Source organism: Streptomyces sp. NPDC054770 (assembly GCF_053611985.1).
On record NZ_JBSHBL010000050.1, the window covers coordinates 1 to 19,477 of the forward strand.

Sequence of the window (19,477 nt, forward strand, 5' to 3'; positions counted from 1 at the left end):
AACCCAGAGGTCGCAGGTTCAAATCCTGTCCCCGCTACTGAAGGCCGAGGGCCGGAATCCGGAAACGGATTCCGGCCCTCGGTTTTTGTGTGCGAGTGCCCTGGACGCGGGGCGGGCGGGTACGGCGAAGGCCCCGGCGCTCATCACGAGTGACGAGTGCCGGGGCCTTCGGGAACGTTCGTCAGGCGGCTGCGGCGCAGTCCGGGCACAGGCCGCGGTAGGTCACCTCGACGTCGGAGACCGTGAAGCCGAACCGCTCCGAGGTGGGCAGGTCGGCCAGCGGGTTGCCGGTCGGGTGGACGTCGCGGATCGAGCCGCAGCGGGCGCAGACCAGGTGATGGTGCGGCCGGTGCGCGTTCGGGTCGTACCGCTTGGCGCGCTTGTCCGTCGAGACCTCTAGGACCTCGCCGAGCGAGACCAGCTCACCCAGCGTGTTGTAGACGGTCGCCCGGGAGATCTCGGGCAGTTTGGCGACGGCCCTGGAATGCACCTCGTCGGCCGTCAGGTGGACGTGTTCGCCGTCGAGAACCTCGGCCACGACGCGTCGCTGCGCGGTCATCCGCCATCCGCGTCCACGCAGCCGTTCCAGAAGGTCACTCATGGCATTCAGCCTAACAGCCGGGCCCCCTTTTTCCGAACAGGTGTGACTTTGGAGCCATACTTGACTTGGACTAAGTCCAATGTAGGATCGATTTCAGGGCCAGCGAAGTGACAGGAAAGGTGTGAAATGACGCAGGGGATGCAGGAGACAGGTGTGACGCAGCGGCCGCTGACCACGGAGGCCGGGGCGCCGGTCGCCGACAACCAGAACAGCGAGACCGCGGGCATCGGCGGTCCGGTCCTGGTCCAGGACCAGCTCCTGCTGGAGAAGCTCGCCCACTTCAACCGCGAGCGCATCCCGGAGCGCGTGGTGCACGCGCGCGGTGCGGGCGCCTACGGCACCTTCACGGTCACCGCCGACGTCACGCCGTACACGCGCGCCGCCTTCCTCTCCGAGGTCGGCAAGCAGACCGAGACCTTCCTGCGCTTCTCGACGGTGGCCGGCAACCTGGGTGCCGCCGACGCCGTGCGCGACCCGCGCGGCTGGGCGCTGAAGTTCTACACCGAGGACGGCAACTACGACCTCGTCGGCAACAACACCCCGGTGTTCTTCATCAAGGACGCCATCAAGTTCCCCGACTTCATCCACACCCAGAAGCGCGACCCCTACACGGGCAGCCAGGAGGCGGACAACGTCTGGGACTTCTGGGGGCTCAGCCCCGAGTCCACGCACCAGGTGACCTGGCTGTTCGGCGACCGCGGCATCCCGGCCTCGTACCGCCACATGAACGGCTACGGCTCGCACACCTACCAGTGGAACAACGAGGCCGGCGAGGTCTTCTGGGTCAAGTACCACTTCAAGACCGACCAGGGGATCAGGAACCTCACCCAGGCGGAGGCGAACCGCCTCGCCGGTGAGGACCCGGACAGCCACCAGCGCGATCTGCGCGAGGCCATCGAGCGCGGGGACTTCCCGACCTGGACCGTGCAGGTGCAGATCATGCCGGCGGCGGACGCGGCGGCCTACCGCTTCAACCCCTTCGACCTCACCAAGGTGTGGCCGCACGCGGACTACCCGCCGATCGAGATCGGCAGGCTGGAGCTGAACCGCAACCCGCGGAACGTCTTCGCGGAGGTGGAGCAGAGCATCTTCTCCCCGGCACACTTCGTGCCCGGCATCGGCCCGTCCCCCGACAAGATGCTCCAGGGCCGCCTCTTCGCCTACGGCGACGCCCACCGCTACCGCGTCGGCATCAACGCCGACCACCTGCCGGTCAACCGCCCGCACGCCGCCGAGGCGCGCACCCACTCCCGCGACGGCTCCCTGTACGACGGCCGGCACGGGGGCGCGAAGAACTACGAGCCGAACAGCTTCGGCGGACCGGCGCAGACCGGCCGTCCGCTGTGGCAGCCGTACCACGGTCTCGCCGGCGGCACCGGCAACCATCCCGCACCCGTGCACGCCGAGGACGACGACTTCGTGCAGGCGGGCGACCTGTACCGCCTGATGTCCGCGGCGGAGCAGGAGCGGCTGATCGAGAACCTGGCCGGTTTCATCGCCAAGGTGTCGCGCGACGACATCGCCGAGCGCGCGATCGGCAACTTCCGCCGGGCCGACGAAGACTTCGGCAAGCGACTGGAGGCCACGGTCCAGGCCCTGCGTGGCTGACACTCCAGTACTGGACCGCTTGTCGTGGGCGGGCGGGCCGGATCCCCGGGAGGTCGGGGTCCGGCCCGTTCGGCATACCCGTAGGGGCCGCTACACGGGCTGCGGCGCGCGGGCCGGGGCCCAGCAGCGGATGATGTCGCGGACCGAGACGATGCCGGCCGGTTCGCCGCCGTCCAGGACGATCAGATGGCGGAAGCCGCCGTGGGCCATCGCCCGGGCCGCCTCCTCCAGCGTCCAGGTCGGGGTGGCGAACACGACGTCGTTGGTGGTGTGGGCGTGGATGGGCTCCGTGTCCGGGTTCTGGCCGAGGCCCACGGAGTTGAGGATGTCCCGTTCGGTGAGGATGCCGATGCCGCCGGCGTCCGGGTCGTGGACGATTGCCGCGCCCACGCGGCGCGCGGACATCAGGGCGGCTGCCTGGCGGAGGGTGTGGGCGGGGCCGACGGTGAGGACGACCGTGCTCATGGCGTCACGGACGAGCATGGAAGGTGCCACCTCCTAGGAAATCGCCGGGATAGTTCGGTGATTCACAAACGCACAAGTGAGGGTTCTCTCAGGGTGGCAGGTAAAGCGCGGGTCAACAAGGGGGTGCGTGCATCCAATTGAGGGCGCACGCGCTCATATGTGCCGGGCTCTGCAACTCCGTTTGGCCCCGTTGTGCCTCAGGAGACCGTTTCAGTAACGCGGGGCGAGGTACGACAGCAGTTCGTCGTGGAGCAGACCGTTGGACGCGGCCGCGTTGCCGCTGTGCGGGCCCGGACGGCCGTCGAGACCGGTGAAGGTGCCGCCGGCCTCCGTCACCACGATCGCGTTGGCCGCCATGTCCCACAGGGACAGCTCCGGCTCGGCGCAGATGTCCAAGGACCCCTCGGCGACCATCATGTACGGCCAGAAGTCGCCGTACGCGCGCGTGCGCCACACCTCGCGCGTGAGGTCCAGGAAGCCGTTCAGGTTTCCCCGCTCCTCCCAGCCGCCCAGCGACGAGTACGAGAAGGAGGCGTCCGACAGCTTCGAGACATTGGAGACGCGCAGGCGGCTGGCCGAGGAGAGGCTGCGGCCGGTGAACGCGCCGTGGCCCTTCGCGGCCCACCAGCGGCGGCCCAGCGCGGGCGCGGAGACCACGCCGACGACCGGCCGGTAGCCGCCCTCGGCCGCCTCCATCAGGGAGATCAGGGTCGCCCACACCGGGACGCCGCGCACGTAGTTCTTGGTGCCGTCGATCGGGTCGATCACCCAGCGGCGCGGGCCGGTGCCCTCGATGCCGTACTCCTCGCCGAGGACCGCGTCCCGCGGGCGGGCGCGCTGCAACTGGCCGCGGATCAGTTCCTCGGCGGCCTTGTCCGCCTCGCTCACCGGGGTCATGTCCGGCTTGGTCTCGACCTTGAGGTCGAGGGCCTTGAAGCGGTCCATGGTCGCGGCGTCGGCCGCGTCCGCGAGCACGTGGGCGAGACGCAGGTCATCAAGGTAGTCCGGCATGTGACGAACGGTATCTGCCGGGGCGGCGCGGGGCTACAAGGGGGAGGGCGGGTGATGCCGGCAAGTGATCGGGCGGTGACCTCGGTACGCCCGCGGCAGGCCCGTGGCACGCCCGCGCGTGTTGGCCGAAGGGCGCCCCCCGGTGCCTTCGCGAACCCTTGACAGTGGATTCGTGCGCGTCAAATCTGGGCGCAGAGTCGCTCGCCCCAGGGAGGCGATGATGCCGGCAGCCCGGGAATCCCTACTGGACGCCGCCTACGCGGCGCTTGCGCGCCGGCCGTGGGCCGCCGTGCGGATGGTCGACGTGGCGGCGGCCGCCGGGGTGTCCCGGCAGACGCTGTACAACGAGTTCGGCAGCAAGGAGGGCCTGGCGAGGGCGCTGGTGCGCAGGGAGGCCGACGGGTATCTCGCCGGGGTCGAGCGGGCGTTGGGAAGCCATACCGAGGCGCGCGAGCGGCTCACCGCGACCGCCGAGTGGATGGCCGCCGCGGCCCGCGAGAACGTGCTCGTACGGGCCATGCTCACCGGCTGCTGGAGCGAGCGGCTGCCCGCGCCGACGCTCTCCGCCGTGCCGTCCACCTCCGCCGTGCCCGCGCAGCGCCGGGCGGACGGGCCGCTGCCCTCGCCCGGCGACTTCGTGCAGATCGTGCGGGACCGGGCGGTGGCCGTGCTCGCCGCGCCCGGCGCGGCCAGGACGGACGGCGAGCTGGCCCGCTTCTGCGAACTGGCCGTGCGGCTCGCCCTGTCCTGCGTGGCCGCGCCCCCGGTGGACGGCGCGGTGGCGGACCTGGTCCGCGGAGCCCTCCACCGGCAGCCCGTGCAGGACAGGGTCTTGCAGGACAGGACTCTGCCGGACCGGACTGTGCCGGACAGGACCCTGCCGGACAGGGCTATTTGAGCCAGCCCACCCTCCGCCGGGGCGAAGTCCTCGGCCTGGTCGGGGAGTCGCGGAGACCCGGGCACTGCGGCGGCGGGTCCAGATCGTCTTCCAGGACCCGATGGCCTCGCTGGATCCCCGGATGCCGGTCGGGGACATCGTCGCCGAGCCGCTGCGGACGCAGGGCGCCGGCCGGGCCGCGGCCCGGCCGGCGGGTGCGGGAGCTGCTGGCGCAGGTCGGGCTCGATCCGGCGGACGCGGAGCGGTACCCGCACGAGTTCTCCGGCGGGCAGCGGCAGCGGATCGGCATCGCCCGCGCGCTCTCCGTCGAGCCGGAACTGCTGGTGCTGGACGAGCCGGTGTCCGCGCTGGACGTCTCTGTCCAGGCGGGGGTGCTCGACCTGCTGCGGCGGCTGAAGGACGAGTTGGGGCTGGCCTACCTCTTCGTCTCGCACGACCTGTCGGTGGTGCGGAACATCGCCGACCGGGTGAGCGTGGTGTACCTCGGCCGCACGGTCGAGGCCGGTCCGGTGGACGAGGTGTTCGCGGCGCCCCGGCACCCGTACACCCAGGCCCTGTTGTCGGCCGTGCCGCTGCCCGATCCGGAGCTGGAGCGGAAGCGGACCCGGATCCTGCTGGCGGGGGACCCGCCGAGCCCGACCCGCAGGTACGAGGGGTGCCGGTTCCGGGGGCGGTGTCCGGTGTACGCGGAGCTGGCGGAGGAGGAGCGGAAGAGATGCGCCGTGGACGTCCCGGTGTTCGAAGGGGACGGGGCCGCCTGTCACTTCCCCCGGGTGCGCTCGGTCGTGTGAGGCCGCGGCCGGGCCGGGGCCCGGCCGCCGTGTCTCAGTGGGCCGAGCCCGACAGCTGGAGGCCGATCACGCCCGCGATCACCAGGCTGATGGAGATGATCTTCAGGGTGGAGACCAGGTCGCCCAGGAAGACCATGCCGTAGATCGCCGTGCCGGCCGCGCCGATGCCGGTCCAGACCGCGTACGCCGGGCCCACGTCCAGCTTCTTCAGGGAGAGGGTGAGGAGGCCGAAGCTGCCCAGCGCGAAGGAGGCGAAGGCCACCGTCGGCCATAGTCGGGTGAAGCCGTGGGAGAGCTTGAGGCACACGGCGAAGCCGGTCTCCAGGATCCCGGCCACGATCACCAGCAGCCACGCCATGTGCTGTCCTCCCGTATGTCCAGCTCGGTGCGATTATGCACTTACCGAACTCGGGTGATGACAAACACCCCGGTGGTCAGTCGCCTTCAGTACGCTCCCGGGTCGACAGCAGCCGGCGCAGTGAGTAGAGCCGGGCCGGGTCCGCGTGCCCCTCCGCGACCCACTCGTCCAGCGCGCAGTCCGGCTCGTCGTGACTGCACGCGCGCGGGCAGTTCACCGTGCCGGGCTCCAGGTCGGGGAACGCGAGGATGACCCGGGACGGGTCGATGTGGGCCAGGCCGAAGGAACGGACGCCCGGAGTGTCGATGACCCAGCCCTCGTCGTCGGACAGGGGGAGCGCCAGGGCGGAGGTCGTGGTGTGACGGCCCCGGCCGGTCACCGCGTTCACATGTCCGGTCGAACGGCGGCGGTCCTCGGGGACCAGGGCGTTCACCAGCGTCGTCTTGCCCACGCCGGAGTGGCCGACGAACGCCGTGATCTTGCCGTCGAGATGCTCCCGGACCCGGCGGGCCGCGTCGCCCGCCGCCAGTTCCTCGCGGCTCGTGACCACGTACGGGATCTCCAGGTCGCCGTACAGCTCCAGGAGCTTGTCCGGCGGGGCCAGGTCCGACTTGGTCAGGACCAGCAGCGGGGTGAGGCCGGCGTCGAAGGCCGCGACCAGGCAGCGGTCGATCAGGCGGGGGCGGGGCTCGGGGTCGGCCAGGGCCGTGACGATCGCCAGCTGGTCGGCGTTGGCGACGACCACCCGCTCGAACGGGTCGTCGTCGTCCGCGGTACGGCGGAGCACCGACGCGCGGTCCTCGATGCGCACGATACGGGCGAGGGTGTCCTTCTTGCCGGACAGATCGCCGACCAGGGCCACCCGGTCGCCGACCACGGCCGCCTTGCGGCCCAGCTCGCGGGCCTTCATCGCGAGGACCGTACGGTCCTCGACCAGACAGGTCAGCCGGCCCCGGTCGACGGTGAGGACCATCCCCTCGGCGGCGTCCTCGTGCGCGGGGCGGATGTGTGTCCGCGGCCGGTTGCCCTTGCGGTTGGGACGGCTGCGGATGTCGTCCTCGTCGGTGTGCTTGCCGTAGCGGCGCATGGTCGTACGCCCCTACGCCCCGCCGCTTTCGAGCATCCCGGTCCACAGGTCGGGGAAGTCCGGCAGGGTCTTCGCCGTCGTCGCCACGTTCTCGATCTGTACGTCCGCCACCGCCAGGCCGATGATCGCACCGGCGGTCGCCATGCGGTGGTCCTCGTAGGTGTGGAAGACCCCGCCGTGCAGCCTGCGCGGGCGGATCCGCAGCCCGTCGGCGGTCTCGGTGACATCGCCGCCGAGTTCGTTGATCTCCTTGGTGAGCGCGGCCAGCCGGTCCGTCTCGTGCAGCCGGAGGTGGGACACCCCGCGCAGGGTGGAGGGGGTGTCCGCGAGGGCGGCGACCGCCGCGATGCCGGGGGTCAGCTCGCCGACGTCACCCAGGTCGACATCGATGCCGTGGATCCGGCCCGAGCCGGTGAACTCCAGGCCGTACTCGGTCAGTTCGCAGGAACCGCCCATCTCGGTGAAGATCTCGCGCAGCCGGTCGCCCGGCTGGGTCGTCCGGGACGGCCAGTCCGGGATCAGCACCTTGCCGCCGGTCACCAGGGCCGCGGCGAGGAACGGCTGGGCGTTGGAGAGGTCCGGCTCGACGGTGAGGTCCCGGCCGAGCAGGGCGCCCGGGGTGACCCGCCAGACGTTCGGTTCGCCGCCGGACTCGGGGGTGTCCACCTGGGCGCCGACCGCGCGCAGCATGTCGACGGTCATCCGGATGTGCGGGAGGGAGGGCAGGCTCCGGCCGGTGTGCCGGACCTCCACGCCCTGGTTGAAGCGCGGGCCGGACAGGAGCAGGGCCGACACGAACTGGGAGGAGGACGAGGCGTCGATGGACACCGGGCCGCCGTCCAGCGCGCCGCCGCCGTGCACGGTCAGCGGGAGTGCGCCCCGGGCGTCGTCGTCGATGCGGGCGCCGAGGGTGCGCAGGGCGTCGATCACGCCGTGCAGGGGGCGCTCGTAGGAGCGCGGGTCGCCGTCGAAGCGGATGTCGCCTGCGGCGAGGGTGGCGACGGGCGGGAGGAAGCGCATCACCGTGCCGGCGTTGCCGACATCGACGGTGGCGGGGCCGCGGAGTCCTGCGGGGATCACGCGCCAGGCCTCGCCGGAGCCGTCGGGGCCGACGCCTTCCTCGATGCCGACGCCCATCGCGCGCAGGGCGTCGGCCATCAGCAGGGTGTCGCGGGAGCGGAGGGGGCGACGCAGCCAGCCGGGCTCGGAGGCGAGGGCGGCGAGGACGAGGGCGCGGTTGGTGACCGACTTGGACCCGGGCACGTGAACCGTGGCGTCGACGGCTCCGCTCGCGTGGGGGGCGGGCCAGAGGGCGGTTGGTGCGGTGGGGTTTGCGGCCATGGGGTCACTTTAGTGCGCGGCCGGGGTCGGGGTGCGGTGGCGGTGGGCGGGGGTGGTCCGTCGGGTGCGGCGCCGCTTCGCGGGGAGGCCGGTGGTCGGGTGCGGCGCCGCTTCGCGGGGAGGCCGGTGGTCGGGTGCGGCGCCGCTTCGCGGGGAGGCCGGTGGTCGGGTGCGGCGCCGTGGGGGCTGAGCGCGCAGTTCCCCGCGCCCCTTTGGGGCGGCTGTGGTGCTGTCGGCTGTGAGGTGCTGGTCACATGCCCAGCAGCCACCTGCCCCCGCCGATCAGTGCGCACAGGGACACCGTGTGGAACAGGAACAGCCATATGCCCGCCGGGAGATGGGTCAGCCTCGACAGCTGGTCGGCGTCCGAGTCGCCGGCGCCGCCGCGGGAGCGCTTCGCCTGGAGTTCGAAGGCCGGGCGGACTCCGCCGAGCAGCAGGAACCAGACCACCGCGTAGGCGAACGCCGCCTGTACCTGGGGACCGGCCAGCCAGGACACCAGCAGGAAGGTGCCGCCGGTCAGGAACACCGTCAGGACGCCGTACGCGTTGCGGATCATCACCAGCATCACGACGAGCAGGGCCGTGGCGAGCCAGAGCAGCAGGGTGATGCGGCCGGCGCCGAGGAGGGCCGCGCCGCCGAGGCCGAGGAGCGGGGGAGCCGTGTAGCCGGCCGCCGCCGTGAGGATCATGCCGATGCCGTGCGGCTTGCCCCGGCTGAGGGTGAGGCCGCTGGTGTCGGAGTGCAGCCGGATGCCGGTGAGCTGGCGGCCGGTGAGCAGGGCGACCAGGCCGTGGCCGCCCTCGTGGGCGATCGTGATGGCGTTGCGGGATATCCGCCACAGGCCGTGCGGGACGATCACCGCGAGCGCGGCGACCAGTGTCGCGAGCACCACCCACAGATCGGGGTCGGACTGGGTACCCGTCAGACGGTCCCAGAGGTCGGGCAGCGCGAGGGCGGCGATGCTGTCCATGGTGCGGCGGTTACTCCCTCTGGAGATGTGGAGTCTGGCAGTGTTGCACGTATGTGCGGACGGTATGCATCCAGTCGTGGGCCCGAGGATCTCGCAGGAGTCTTTGAAATAGCGAAGTGGGAGCCCGAGGAGACCCTGGAGCCCGACTACAACGTGGCTCCGACCAAGGAGGTCTACGCCGTCCTCGACCGTCCGTTGAAAGACGCCGACGACCGCCGTCCGGTTCGCCAGCTGCGCAAGCTGAAGTGGGGGCTGGTGCCCTCCTGGGCCAAGTCGCCGGAGGGTGCCGCCCGGATGATCAACGCGCGGGCCGAGACCGTGCACGAGAAGCCGTCGTACCGCCGTGCCTTCGCCACCCGCCGCTGCATCCTGCCCGCCGACGGCTACTACGAGTGGGTCACCGCCAAGGACGAGCGGGACCTGGAGGTCGAGGGGAAGAAGAAGCGGCCGCGCAAGCAGCCGTACTTCGTGCTCCCGGCCGACGGCTCGGTGTTCGCGATGGCCGGGCTGTACGAGTTCTGGCGGGACCGCACGCTGCCCGACGAGCACCCGCTGGCCTGGTGGGCGACCTGCTCGGTGATCACCACGGAGGCGGAGACCGCGCCGCTGGCGGTGGCGCCCGCCGAGGGGCCGGGGTCGCTCGCGGACATCCACCCCCGGATGCCGCTCATGCTGACCCCGGACCGCTGGGACGCCTGGCTCGACCCGGCCCGGACGGACGTCGAGGACCTGCGCTCGCTGCTCGCCCCGCCGCCGGAGGGGCTGATGCGGGCGTACCCGGTCTCCACGGCCGTCAGCAACGTCCGCAACAACAGCCCGGAGCTGCTGAAGGAGCTGGAGGGGCCCGAGGAGGGCACACTCTTCTAGCCTTCTGGCGTGACCACATCGAAGATCGTCGGTACCGAGGCGGGGGACGCCCGCATCACCTGGCACGAGGCGGAGCAGGCGCGGCTGGTGCTCGCCGTCGGCCACGGGGCGGGCGGGGGCATCGAGGCGCGGGATCTGCGGGCGATCGCAGCGGTCCTGCCGGAGCACGGCGTGACCGTCGCGCTCGTCGAGCAGCCCTGGCGGGTCGCCGGGAAGAGGCTCGCGCCCGCCCCGAAGACCCTCGACACCGGCTGGCGGGGCCTGTGGCCCGCGCTCGCCGCGCCGGGGCTGCCGGTGGTGTCGGGCGGGCGCAGCGCCGGCGCCCGGGTCGCCTGCCGTACGGCGACGGAGCTGGGCGCCGCCGCCGTCCTCGCGCTGAGCTTTCCGCTGCACCCGCCCGGGAAGCCGGAGAAGTCGCGGGCCGGGGAGCTGCTGGGCGCCGGGGTGCCCACGCTCGTCGTGCAGGGCGGGAACGACCCGTTCGGGAAGCCGGCCGAGTTCCCGGAGGGCGACTACGAACTCGTCGAGGTGCCGGACGCGGATCACGGGTTCGCGGTACCCAAACGGGCGGAGATCGGTCCGGAACAGGCAGTGACCCTCATCACGGACGCGGTCGTCGAGTGGACCGCGTCGCTCGGGTGACGCCCGGGAATGTTGCGCGGCGGACCACTGTTGAGGCGGACAGAAGTGCTGGGGCACCAGCGCCGACGCCGAAGGAGAGGAAGTCCGCCGCATGGGTTCGACCATCTGCCCGAGCCGTAGCAGCAGCGCTGACCTGGACTGGACGGTACTGCACGCGGCCAAGACCGCTCCTATTCGAGCGGCGGCAGGCCCGGGTCGTGTTCTATCCTCCGAGACGAGTGGGATCGGTTTCGGTCCTGCCCGGCATCTTGAGGAGGTGGGTCCGGTCACCGGTACCGACGCAGGGACCGACAACGGCCAGGCGGAGCTGCCCGAGGGCCAGGGCGTCAGCGCGGAGTCGACCTCGGAGCGCACCGCGCGCTTCGAGCGGGACGCGCTCGAATTCCTCGACCAGATGTACTCGGCCGCACTGCGCATGACCCGCAACCCGGCCGACGCCGAGGACCTGGTGCAGGAGACCTACGCCAAGGCGTACGCGTCCTTCCACCAGTTCCGTGAGGGCACCAACCTCAAGGCGTGGCTGTACCGCATTCTCACCAACACCTTCATCAACTCGTACCGCAAGAAGCAGCGTGAACCCCAGCGCTCCGCGGCCGAGGAGATCGAGGACTGGCAGCTCGCCCGCGCCGAGTCGCACATGTCGACGGGCTTGCGCTCCGCGGAGTCGCAGGCGCTCGACCACCTGCCCGACTCGGACGTGAAGGAAGCGCTGCAGGCGATCCCCGAGGAATTCCGCATCGCCGTCTACCTTGCCGACGTAGAGGGCTTTGCCTACAAGGAGATCGCGGACATCATGGGGACACCCATCGGTACGGTGATGTCCCGGCTGCACCGGGGCCGCCGTCAACTGCGCGGCATGCTGGAGGACTACGCGCGTGAGCGCGGGCTCGTACCGGCCGGCGCCGGGGAGTCGAACGAAGCGAAAGGCTCGGGCTCATGAGCTGCGGAGAGCCGCACGAGACGGACTGCAGTGAGGTACTCGATCATCTGTACGAGTTCCTCGACAGTGAGATGCCGGACGTCGATCGCGTCAAGTTCAAGCAGCACTTCGACGAGTGCTCCCCCTGCCTGGAGAAGTACGGGCTGGAGCAGGCCGTGAAGAAGTTGGTCAAGCGGTGCTGCGGGCATGACGACGTGCCGAGTGACCTGCGGTCCAAGGTGCTGGGGCGGCTGGATCTGATCCGCTCCGGCCAGGCCGTCCCGGACCACGACGTCACGGCTGCCCAGACCACTTCGGCGGCCCCGGTCGCACCGGTCACGCCGGAGAGCTGACCCCGCGGCGCCGGGCGGTTCCCGCCCCGCTGTCCCATCACCCGAACGTGCTAATCCTCCGGTCATAAGCTCCCAGACCCTCCGGTTCCCGCCCTAGGCTCCGGAGCCTGGACAGGCATGGTCGGGGGAGGGCGACATGGAGGCGGTTCCGGCGCGGGTGCGCGTGTACGTGGCCTGTGTCGCCCTCGCTGCCCTGCTCTGTCTGCTGCCGCTGCCCGGCGTACATACGCCGTGGTGGGCCGTCGCCCTCCTCGCCGCGCTGTACGCGGCCTGCGAGCACGTCGTACGGCGCCGTCTCGGCGGCACCTTCTATCCGGTGCTGCTCGCCGCCGCCTTCCTGCTGCCACCGCCGGCCGCGGCGCTCGTACCGCTGCCGGGTGCGCTGCTCTCGCCCGCCGAACAACGGCCGCAGGCGCTGCGCCGGATCTGGCGGGCCGCCGAGCCGGCGCTCGCCGTGTGGGGCGCGGGGCACGTGCACTGGGCGCTGGGCGGGCGGGACGCGGTGGTGGACTCCGACTTCCCGTACGCCCTGCTGCCCTGCGGCGCGGCCGTGCTGGCCTTCTGCACGGTTCTCGCCCTCCTCGACGGCGGGATTCTCGCGGTGGCCGAGCGGGTCCCGGTACGACGGGCCTGGCGGGGCGTGCTGTCCCGTTCCGTCGCCCCGGTCGGGGTGCACGGGCTGGCCGGGCTGATGATGGCCGTGCTCTGGCGCAGCCCCTACGGCCCCGTCGCCGCCCTGCTCGTCCTGCTGCCGATGTGCGTGTCCTGGTGGGTGTTCGCCCAGTACCACCGGGAGCGCGCCGCCCACCAGGCCACCATCCGCGCGCTCGTCCAGGCCGTCGACATCAAGGACGGCTACACCCGCGGACACAGCGAGCGGGTCGGACAGGCCTCCGTGATGATCGCGCGCGAGCTGGGCATGGACGACGACCGGGTGGAGGTGCTCCGCTTCGCCGGCATCCTCCACGACGTGGGAAAGCTCGGCGTTCCTACCCGGCTGCTCCGCAAGGACGGGCCGCTCACCCCCGAGGAACGCCGGATCATCGAGCTGCACCCCGAGTACGGCCACGAGATGGTGCGCGGGATCTCCTTCCTCGGGGAGGCCCGCGCGGCGATCCTCCACCACCACGAGCGCATCGACGGCAGCGGCTACCCCTACGGCCTGGCCGGCAGCCAGATCCCGGAATCGGCCCGCGTGGTGGCCGTCGCCGACGCCTTCGACGCAATGACGTCGACGCGCTGCTACAGCCGGGCCCGGCCGGTGGCCGCCGCGGTCGCGGAGTTACGACGGTGCGCGGGCCGGCACTTCGACGCGGAGGCGGTCGACGCCCTGGCACGCGCCCTGGCCAGGCACGGCTGGCACCCGGCGGTCACCGCCGACATCCACCCGACCGACCCGGCAGGCCCGACCGACCCGACCGACCCGACCGACCCGGCAGGCCCGGCAGGCCCGGCGGACCAGGCAGACCAGGCGGACCAGGTCGATTCAGCCGACCCGGCAGGCTCGGCAGGCCCGGCGGACCAGTCCGTTCCCGGTCCGCCGGGCGGTGGCCGCGAGAGCGTCGGGCGGGGTACCCGGTGACGTCCGGCGCGCCGGCGTTCGCCCCGGGACCGATGGGCGGCGGCAGCGGCTCCGCCGGTCCGGCTCCGGCACCGCGCTCCCGCCCGCCCGCCGCGCTCGGGTGCATCCGCCTCGCCGCCCTGCTGCTCGCCCTCTGCTGTCTCGCCGGCACCCTCTGGGAGGGCCTCGACGACCGCGGCCCCGCCCTCGCCTTCGGGGTGCTCGTCGGCGTCGGGGAGTGGGCCCGGTGGACCGGCGCCGAGGTTCGGGAGGCCGCCCCGCTCGGCGCCGCCGGCGGGCTCGCCTACGCGCTGCTCGGTGCCGACGCCGGGGCCGCCACCCACGACGGGACCTGCCAGGTCGTCACCGTCGTCTGCGCGGCCTCGCTGCTCGGCAGCGTCCCGCACATAGCCGGCGGGCGGCGGCCCACCCTCGACCACCTCGCCCGCCGCGTCCTCACCGTCGGCTTCGCCGCCGTCTGCTTCCAACCCCTCTACAGCAGGGGCGTGTTGGAGCAGCCGGGCGGACCGGCGTACGCGCTGCTGCTGGTCGCGCTGCTGGTGCTCACCGCGCTGTGCGACGCCGTGCTCGCCGCCGCGCAGGCCCACTCCCGCACCGGGTGGCCGTTCGGGCCGCTGCTGCGGGACGAGCTGCGCGGGCTGCTCGGCATCGGGTCCGCCGTCTGCGCCACCGGGGCGGTGATGGCGCTGGCCGTCGCCGTCGCGGGGCTGTGGGCGCTGCCCGTCTTCTGCCTGCCCCTGCTTCTCACCCAGCTGTCCCTGCGCCGGTACGCGGCCGTCCGGGCCACCTACCGGCAGACCATCGCCTCGCTCGCCCGCGCCACCGAGATAGCGGGGTACACCCCGGCCGGGCACGCCCGCCGGGTGGCCACGCTGAGCCGGGCCGTCGGGCGGGACCTGGGGCTGTCCCGAGCGGAGCTCACCGTGCTGGAGTACGCGGCGCTGATGCACGACATCGGCCAGCTCAGTCTCGTCGACCCGGTGCCCGCCGGGGCCACCGCCGTGCTGCCGGCGGCGGAGCAGCGGCGGATAGCCCTGCTCGGCGGGGCCGTCGTACGGCAGACCGGGGTGGACGCGGCGGTCGCCGTGGTCGTGGAGCGGCAGGCCGACCCGTACCGGGAGCAGCCGGTCGCCGCGCGGATCGTGCGGGCCGTCAACGCGTACGAGGAGAAGGCCCGGGATTGCGGGCCCGGCGGGCCGCTGACCGCGCTGGAGGAGTTACGCCTGGCCACTGCCGGGGACTACGCTCCCGAGGTCGTGGAGTCACTGGCCCGCGTGCTCTCCAGGGACTGTCTGACCTTGCGCGCGGCTGGGTAACCCATGGGTAATGAGCGGCCCTCCCGTCGTACGTGGTTGGATGCGAGGGAGAGGGTGATGTCCGGGGGCACAAGCCAGCCCACTGTGCGGAAATGGAACTGGCAGGCGGGAATCGTGAGGATCTTCGGCAAGGGACGGCACCGGCCCTCCGCCTCCTGGCGGCAGGCCACCGACCGCGCGTTCACGCTGATCGGCGACGGCCGGTACGAGGACGCGGGCGAGCTGCTGACGCGCGCAGCCGACCTGGAACCCTGGCTGTCGGAGTCCTGGTTCAACCTCGCCCTGCTGCACAAGTTCCGGCACGACTGGGAGCAGGCACGGGCGGCCGGGCTGCGGGCGGTGGCCCTGCTCGACCGGGAGACCGGGGCGCCCGACTGGTGGAACGTGGGCATCGCGGCGACCGCGCTGCAGGACTGGCCGCTGGCGCGGCGGGCCTGGCAGGCGTACGGGCTGCGGGTGCCGGGCGGCGCCACGGTGTCCGGTGAGCCGGACGGCATGGACCTGGGCAGTGCCGCCGTGCGGCTGTCCCCGGAGGGGGAGGCCGAGGTGGTGTGGGGGCGGCGGCTGGACCCCGCCCGGATCGAGGTGCAGTCCATTCCGCTTCCTTCGTCCGGGCGGCGCTGGGGCGAGGTCGTGCTCCACGACGGGGTGCCGCACGGCGAGCGGACCACGGTGACCGGGCACGCGTACCCCGTCTTCGACGAGATCGAGCTGTGGGCGCCGTCGCCGGTGCCGACGTGGGTGGTGCTGCTGGAGGCGGCGACCGAGACGGACCGGGACGCGCTGGAGCAGCTGGCCGGGGACGCCGGGTTCGCGGCGGAGGACTGGTCCTCCTCGGTGCGGTTGCTGTGCCGGATGTGTTCCGAGTCGCGGATGCCGTCCGACGAGGGGGACGGGGTGCATCTCGATCCCCACGACCACAGTGAGCCGGGGCATCCGGGGCCGCTGGGGCATCGGACGGACGGGCAGTTGTGGGTGCCGGAGCGGGAGTGCGGGGTGGCTGCGCCGGCTTCGCTGGTGAGGGGGTTGCTGGACGGGTGGGTTGCGGACAGCCCTGATTCTCGGGACTGGCGGGATCTGGAAGAGGTGTGTTGAGGCCGGTGGGTCACTGCGGGTCGTGAGTGGTTGCTCGCGCAGGTCCCCGCGCCCCTGACGGGGCGCTTCCACGTACCCTGTATCAGCAACATCACCCCCGTTTTACCTAGGAAGGCTTACCGCGGTCATGGCCCAGCAGGACACCGATCAGCAGCACGTGGGCGTGCTCCCCGTGGATGACGAGGGGTTCGTCATCGACACCGAGGGGACCGAGGAGCGCGAGAACGCCTGGCGTGAGCGGGGGACCTCGCGGCCCATCACCGTCGTCGGGAACCCGGTGCTGCACAAGGAGTGCAAGGACGTCACCGAGTTCGGGGCGGAGCTGGACCAGCTCGTCGCCGACATGTTCGCCAGTCAGCGGACCGCCGAGGGTGTCGGGCTCGCCGCCAACCAGATCGGTGTCGACCTGAAGGTCTTCGTCTACGACTGCCAGGACGACGCGGGCGCCCGGCACGTGGGTGTGGTGTGCAACCCGAAGCTGGTCGACCTGCCCGCGGACAAGCGGCGACTGGACGACAGCAACGAGGGGTGCCTGTCGGTGCCCACCGCCTACGCCCCGCTCGCCCGGCCCGACTACGCCGAGGTCACCGGACAGGACGAGAAGGGCAACCCGATCAAGGTGCGCGGCACCGGCTACTTCGCTCGGTGTTTGCAGCACGAGACCGACCATCTGTACGGCTACCTGTACATCGACCGGCTCTCCAAGCGCGAGCGCAAGGACGCGCTGCGGCAGATGGCCGAGAACGAGCCACGCTACCCCGTGGTCGCCAACGACTGAGACGCAGAAGTGCAGGTGTGACGCCTGGTCGGGATCCCTCCGACCAGGCGTTCGTCATGTTCGGTCAGACTCGCTCGCCTGTGCGTCGCACATTCGATCCTTTGTGCACCCCTAGCGATCCTTAATCAGTCACACAAGGGGAGATTCTCGGCATCGTGGGGTAGTGAGTGAAGCAAATCCGTTCCCAGACTGGTCAGTTGTGGTGCTGAATGGGAACTGCGGGGATACGCAACGGCGCACGCCCGGCACAGCGGGAGGGGCGTGCGCACCTGGCTCGGCTGAGAGGGGTTTGTTCGTGCATGCTTTCTCACACAGCACCACATCGACGCCGACGGCGGTCGCGGTTCCACCACAACTCGCCCTCCCGGTGATCGAGGCCGAGTTTCCCCGGCAACTGCATCCGTATTGGCCACAGCTACAGGAGAAGACCCGCCTCTGGCTGCTGGAAAAGCGGCTGATGCCGGCCGACAAGGTGCAGGAATATGCCGACGGCCTTTGCTACACCGACCTCATGGCGGGGTACTACCTGGGGGCGTCCGACGAGGTCATCCAGGCGATATGCGACTACAGCGCCTGGTTCTTCGTCTGGGACGACCGGCACGACCGGGACGTCGTGCACCGCAGGCCGGCCGACTGGCGGCGGCTGCGGTTCCGGCTGCATGCGGCCCTCGACGCACCCCTGCACCATCTGCACCACCCGGACACCCTGGTCGCGGGGTTCGCGGACAGTGTCGCCCGGCTGTACTCGTTCCTGCCCCAGACCTGGAACCAGCGCTTCGCCCGGCACTTCCACGCGGTGATCGAGGCCTACGACCGCGAGTTCCGCAACCGCACCTCGGGATACGTTCCCGGGGTCGAGGAATACCTGGCCCTGCGGCGCCTCACCTTCGCCCACTGGATATGGACGGACCTGCTGGAACCGAGCGCCGGGATCGAACTCCCGGACGCCGTGCGGAAAAACCCGGCGTACCGCAGGCCGGCCCTGCTCAGCCAGGAATTCGCCGCCTGGTACAACGATCTCTGCTCGCTGCCGAAGGAAATAGCGGGCGACGAGGTGCACAATCTCGGAATCAGCCTCGTCACCCATGAGGGAATGAGCCTGGAACAGGCGGTCGAAGAAGTCAGGCGACGCGTCGAGGAATGCATAAGCGAATTCCTGGTCGCCGAGCGGACCGCGCTGCGGTTCGCCGAGGAACTCGACGACGGCACGGTACAGGGAAAGGAAATCGGCACGGCCGTCACGGCCTGCGTCGGCAACATGCGGAACTGGTTCAGCTCCGTCTACTGGTTCCACCACGAATCCGGCCGTTACATGGTCGACAGCTGGGACGACCGGTCCACGCCCCCGTACGTCAACAACGAAGCGGCAGGTGAGAAATGACCGTCGAGTCCGTGAAGCCCGCGACCGCGGAGGCTTCCGAACACAGTCAACTGCGCGAACCGCCCCTCGCCGGCGGCGGTGTGCCGGTCCTGGGGCACGGCTGGCGGCTGGTCCGCGACCCGCTGGCCTTCATGTCCCGGCTGCGCGCCCACGGCGACATGGTGCGCCTGAGGCTCGGCCCCAAGGAGGTGTACGCCGTCACCACCCCGGAACTCACCGGCGCCCTCGCCCTGAACCCCGACTTCATCATCGCCGGCCCGCTGTGGGAGTCCCTGGAGGGGCTGCTCGGCAAGGAGGGCGTCGCCACCGCCAACGGACCCCGGCACCGGCGCCAACGCCGGACCATCCAGCCCGCGTTCAACCTCTCCGCGATCCCCGCCTACGGGCCGGTCATGGAGGAGGAGGCGCATGCCCTGACCGAGCGCTGGCAGCCCGGCGCCACCGTCGACTGCACCTCCGAGTCCTTCCGGGTCGCCGTCCGCATCGCCGCCCGCTGCCTGCTGCGCGGCGACTACATGGACGAGCGCGCCGAGCGGCTCAGCGTCGACCTCGCGAGCGTCTTCCGCGGTATGTACCGGCGGATGGTCGTACCGCTCGGCCCGCTGTACCGGCTGCCGTTGCCGGCCAACCGCGAATTCAACCGGGCGCTGGCCGATTTGCATCTCCTGGTCGACGAGATCGTCGCCGAGCGCCGGGCATCTGGTCAAAAGCCGGACGATTTGCTGACGGCATTGCTCGCGGCGAAGGACGAGAATGGCGAGCCCATCGGGGAACAGGAGATCCACGACCAGGTGGTCGCGATACTCACCCCCGGCAGCGAAACAGTCGCCTCCACGATCATGTGGCTGCTCCAGGTGCTCGCCGAACACCCGGAACACGCCGAGAAGGTGCGGGCCGAGGTCGAATCGGTGACGGGCGGTCAACCGGTTGGTTTTGAGCACGTTCGCCGGCTCACGCACACCAACAATGTCGTCGTCGAGGCGATGCGTTTGCGGCCCGCCGTATGGATATTGACGCGCCGCGCCAAGGCCGACACCGAGCTCGGCGGCTATCGCATTCCGGCCGGGGCCGACATCGTCTACAGCCCCTACGCGGTCCAGCGCGACCCGCACTCGTACGCCGGGCACCTCGACTTCGACCCGGACCGGTGGCTGCCGGAGCGGGCGGGGGACGTGCCCAAGTACGCCATGAGCCCCTTCAGCGTCGGCAACCGCAAGTGCCCCAGCGACCACTTCTCCATGACCCAGCTCAGCCTGATCACCGCGGCCCTGTGCGCCAAGTACCGCTTCGAACAGGTCGCCGGGTCGAACGACACCACCCGGGTGGGCATCACCCTGCGCCCGCACCGGCTGCTGCTCGCACCCGTGCCCTGGTGACCCGCCGACCGGCGGGTCACGTCTGATACCGGCGC

At 71.4% G+C, this 19,477-nt stretch carries 19 protein-coding genes and 1 pseudogene; 13 read left to right on the top strand and 7 right to left on the bottom strand.

Annotated features, from left to right (window positions below; genetic code table 11):
- Positions 1 to 181: 181 nt before the first annotated feature.
- Positions 182 to 601 carry a Fur family transcriptional regulator gene (locus ACWGKQ_RS34165; protein ID WP_453295896.1) on the bottom strand — a complete coding sequence of 140 codons (420 nt, stop codon included), beginning with the start codon at positions 599 to 601 and terminating at the stop codon, positions 182 to 184.
- A gap of 138 nt (positions 602 to 739) precedes the next feature.
- Between ACWGKQ_RS34165 and ACWGKQ_RS34170 the strand changes: the two genes are divergently transcribed.
- On the top strand, positions 740 to 2,209 hold the full coding sequence (locus ACWGKQ_RS34170) for a catalase (protein WP_453295964.1): 1,470 nt from the start codon (positions 740 to 742) through the stop codon (positions 2,207 to 2,209).
- Positions 2,210 to 2,299: 90 nt separating this feature from the next.
- Here the strand turns inward: ACWGKQ_RS34170 and ACWGKQ_RS34175 are convergent, their stop codons facing one another.
- Complete coding sequence (locus ACWGKQ_RS34175) at positions 2,300 to 2,692, bottom strand: CBS domain-containing protein (protein WP_089098874.1); 393 nt, start codon at positions 2,690 to 2,692, stop codon at positions 2,300 to 2,302.
- Between the two features lie 192 nt (positions 2,693 to 2,884).
- Positions 2,885 to 3,685: a histidinol-phosphatase gene (gene hisN, locus ACWGKQ_RS34180; RefSeq protein ID WP_453295897.1), complete on the bottom strand. Its 801-nt coding sequence runs from the start codon at positions 3,683 to 3,685 to the stop codon at positions 2,885 to 2,887.
- 217 nt (positions 3,686 to 3,902) lie between these two features.
- On the opposite strand from hisN, the gene ACWGKQ_RS34185 reads away from it, so the two are divergent.
- Together ACWGKQ_RS34185 and ACWGKQ_RS34190 are read left to right on the top strand one after the other, a co-directional pair.
- Positions 3,903 to 4,583, top strand: a complete 681-nt coding sequence (locus tag ACWGKQ_RS34185; RefSeq protein ID WP_453295898.1) for a TetR/AcrR family transcriptional regulator — start codon at positions 3,903 to 3,905, stop codon at positions 4,581 to 4,583.
- A gap of 49 nt (positions 4,584 to 4,632) precedes the next feature.
- Positions 4,633 to 5,374 (top strand): annotated as a pseudogene (locus ACWGKQ_RS34190) (oligopeptide/dipeptide ABC transporter ATP-binding protein); the annotation flags it as partial.
- Positions 5,375 to 5,408: 34 nt separating this feature from the next.
- Here the strand turns inward: ACWGKQ_RS34190 and ACWGKQ_RS34195 are convergent.
- From ACWGKQ_RS34195 to ACWGKQ_RS34210, 4 genes are all read right to left on the bottom strand, one after another.
- Entirely contained in the window at positions 5,409 to 5,732 is a 324-nt protein-coding gene (locus ACWGKQ_RS34195; RefSeq protein WP_453295899.1) for a DMT family transporter, read from the bottom strand.
- Positions 5,733 to 5,808: 76 nt separating this feature from the next.
- Complete coding sequence (gene rsgA, locus ACWGKQ_RS34200; protein WP_453295900.1) at positions 5,809 to 6,819, bottom strand: ribosome small subunit-dependent GTPase A; 1,011 nt, start codon at positions 6,817 to 6,819, stop codon at positions 5,809 to 5,811.
- A gap of 12 nt (positions 6,820 to 6,831) precedes the next feature.
- On the bottom strand, positions 6,832 to 8,160 hold the full coding sequence (gene aroA, locus ACWGKQ_RS34205; protein WP_453295901.1) for a 3-phosphoshikimate 1-carboxyvinyltransferase: 1,329 nt from the start codon (positions 8,158 to 8,160) through the stop codon (positions 6,832 to 6,834).
- A 250-nt stretch (positions 8,161 to 8,410) separates the two neighbouring features.
- Entirely contained in the window at positions 8,411 to 9,133 is a 723-nt protein-coding gene (locus tag ACWGKQ_RS34210) for a M50 family metallopeptidase (RefSeq protein WP_453295902.1), read from the bottom strand.
- A 51-nt stretch (positions 9,134 to 9,184) separates the two neighbouring features.
- Between ACWGKQ_RS34210 and ACWGKQ_RS34215 the strand changes: the two genes are divergently transcribed.
- The 10 genes from ACWGKQ_RS34215 (at position 9,185) to ACWGKQ_RS34260 (ending at position 19,442) form a co-directional block, all read left to right on the top strand.
- Positions 9,185 to 10,000, top strand: a complete 816-nt coding sequence (locus ACWGKQ_RS34215) for an SOS response-associated peptidase (RefSeq protein ID WP_453295903.1) — start codon at positions 9,185 to 9,187, stop codon at positions 9,998 to 10,000.
- A gap of 9 nt (positions 10,001 to 10,009) precedes the next feature.
- Positions 10,010 to 10,642: an alpha/beta hydrolase family protein gene (locus ACWGKQ_RS34220; RefSeq protein ID WP_453295904.1), complete on the top strand. Its 633-nt coding sequence runs from the start codon at positions 10,010 to 10,012 to the stop codon at positions 10,640 to 10,642.
- Positions 10,643 to 10,898: 256 nt separating this feature from the next.
- Positions 10,899 to 11,582, top strand: coding sequence for an RNA polymerase sigma factor SigR (sigR, locus tag ACWGKQ_RS34225; RefSeq protein ID WP_189267612.1), 684 nt, complete (start codon positions 10,899 to 10,901; stop codon positions 11,580 to 11,582).
- Positions 11,579 to 11,914, top strand: coding sequence for a mycothiol system anti-sigma-R factor (rsrA, locus tag ACWGKQ_RS34230; protein ID WP_453295905.1), 336 nt, complete (start codon positions 11,579 to 11,581; stop codon positions 11,912 to 11,914). The genes sigR and rsrA overlap by 4 nt, the downstream gene beginning before the upstream one ends.
- A gap of 136 nt (positions 11,915 to 12,050) precedes the next feature.
- Positions 12,051 to 13,496 (top strand): HD-GYP domain-containing protein, encoded by a 1,446-nt coding sequence (locus ACWGKQ_RS34235; RefSeq protein ID WP_453295906.1) that lies wholly within the window; start codon positions 12,051 to 12,053, stop codon positions 13,494 to 13,496.
- A 32-nt stretch (positions 13,497 to 13,528) separates the two neighbouring features.
- Positions 13,529 to 14,812 carry an HD-GYP domain-containing protein gene (locus tag ACWGKQ_RS34240; RefSeq protein ID WP_453295965.1) on the top strand — a complete coding sequence of 428 codons (1,284 nt, stop codon included), beginning with the start codon at positions 13,529 to 13,531 and terminating at the stop codon, positions 14,810 to 14,812.
- A gap of 114 nt (positions 14,813 to 14,926) precedes the next feature.
- Positions 14,927 to 15,907, top strand: coding sequence for a tetratricopeptide repeat protein (locus tag ACWGKQ_RS34245; RefSeq protein WP_453295966.1), 981 nt, complete (start codon positions 14,927 to 14,929; stop codon positions 15,905 to 15,907).
- A 127-nt stretch (positions 15,908 to 16,034) separates the two neighbouring features.
- Positions 16,035 to 16,685: a peptide deformylase gene (def, locus tag ACWGKQ_RS34250; RefSeq protein ID WP_453295907.1), complete on the top strand. Its 651-nt coding sequence runs from the start codon at positions 16,035 to 16,037 to the stop codon at positions 16,683 to 16,685.
- A 295-nt stretch (positions 16,686 to 16,980) separates the two neighbouring features.
- The gene (cyc1, locus tag ACWGKQ_RS34255; protein WP_453295908.1) at positions 16,981 to 18,066 is read left to right on the top strand and encodes an epi-isozizaene synthase; all 1,086 of its coding nucleotides are present in this window, start codon (positions 16,981 to 16,983) and stop codon (positions 18,064 to 18,066) included.
- The gene (locus tag ACWGKQ_RS34260; RefSeq protein ID WP_453295909.1) at positions 18,063 to 19,442 is read left to right on the top strand and encodes a bifunctional albaflavenone monooxygenase/terpene synthase; all 1,380 of its coding nucleotides are present in this window, start codon (positions 18,063 to 18,065) and stop codon (positions 19,440 to 19,442) included. The genes cyc1 and ACWGKQ_RS34260 overlap by 4 nt, the downstream gene beginning before the upstream one ends.
- Positions 19,443 to 19,477 lie beyond the last annotated feature (35 nt).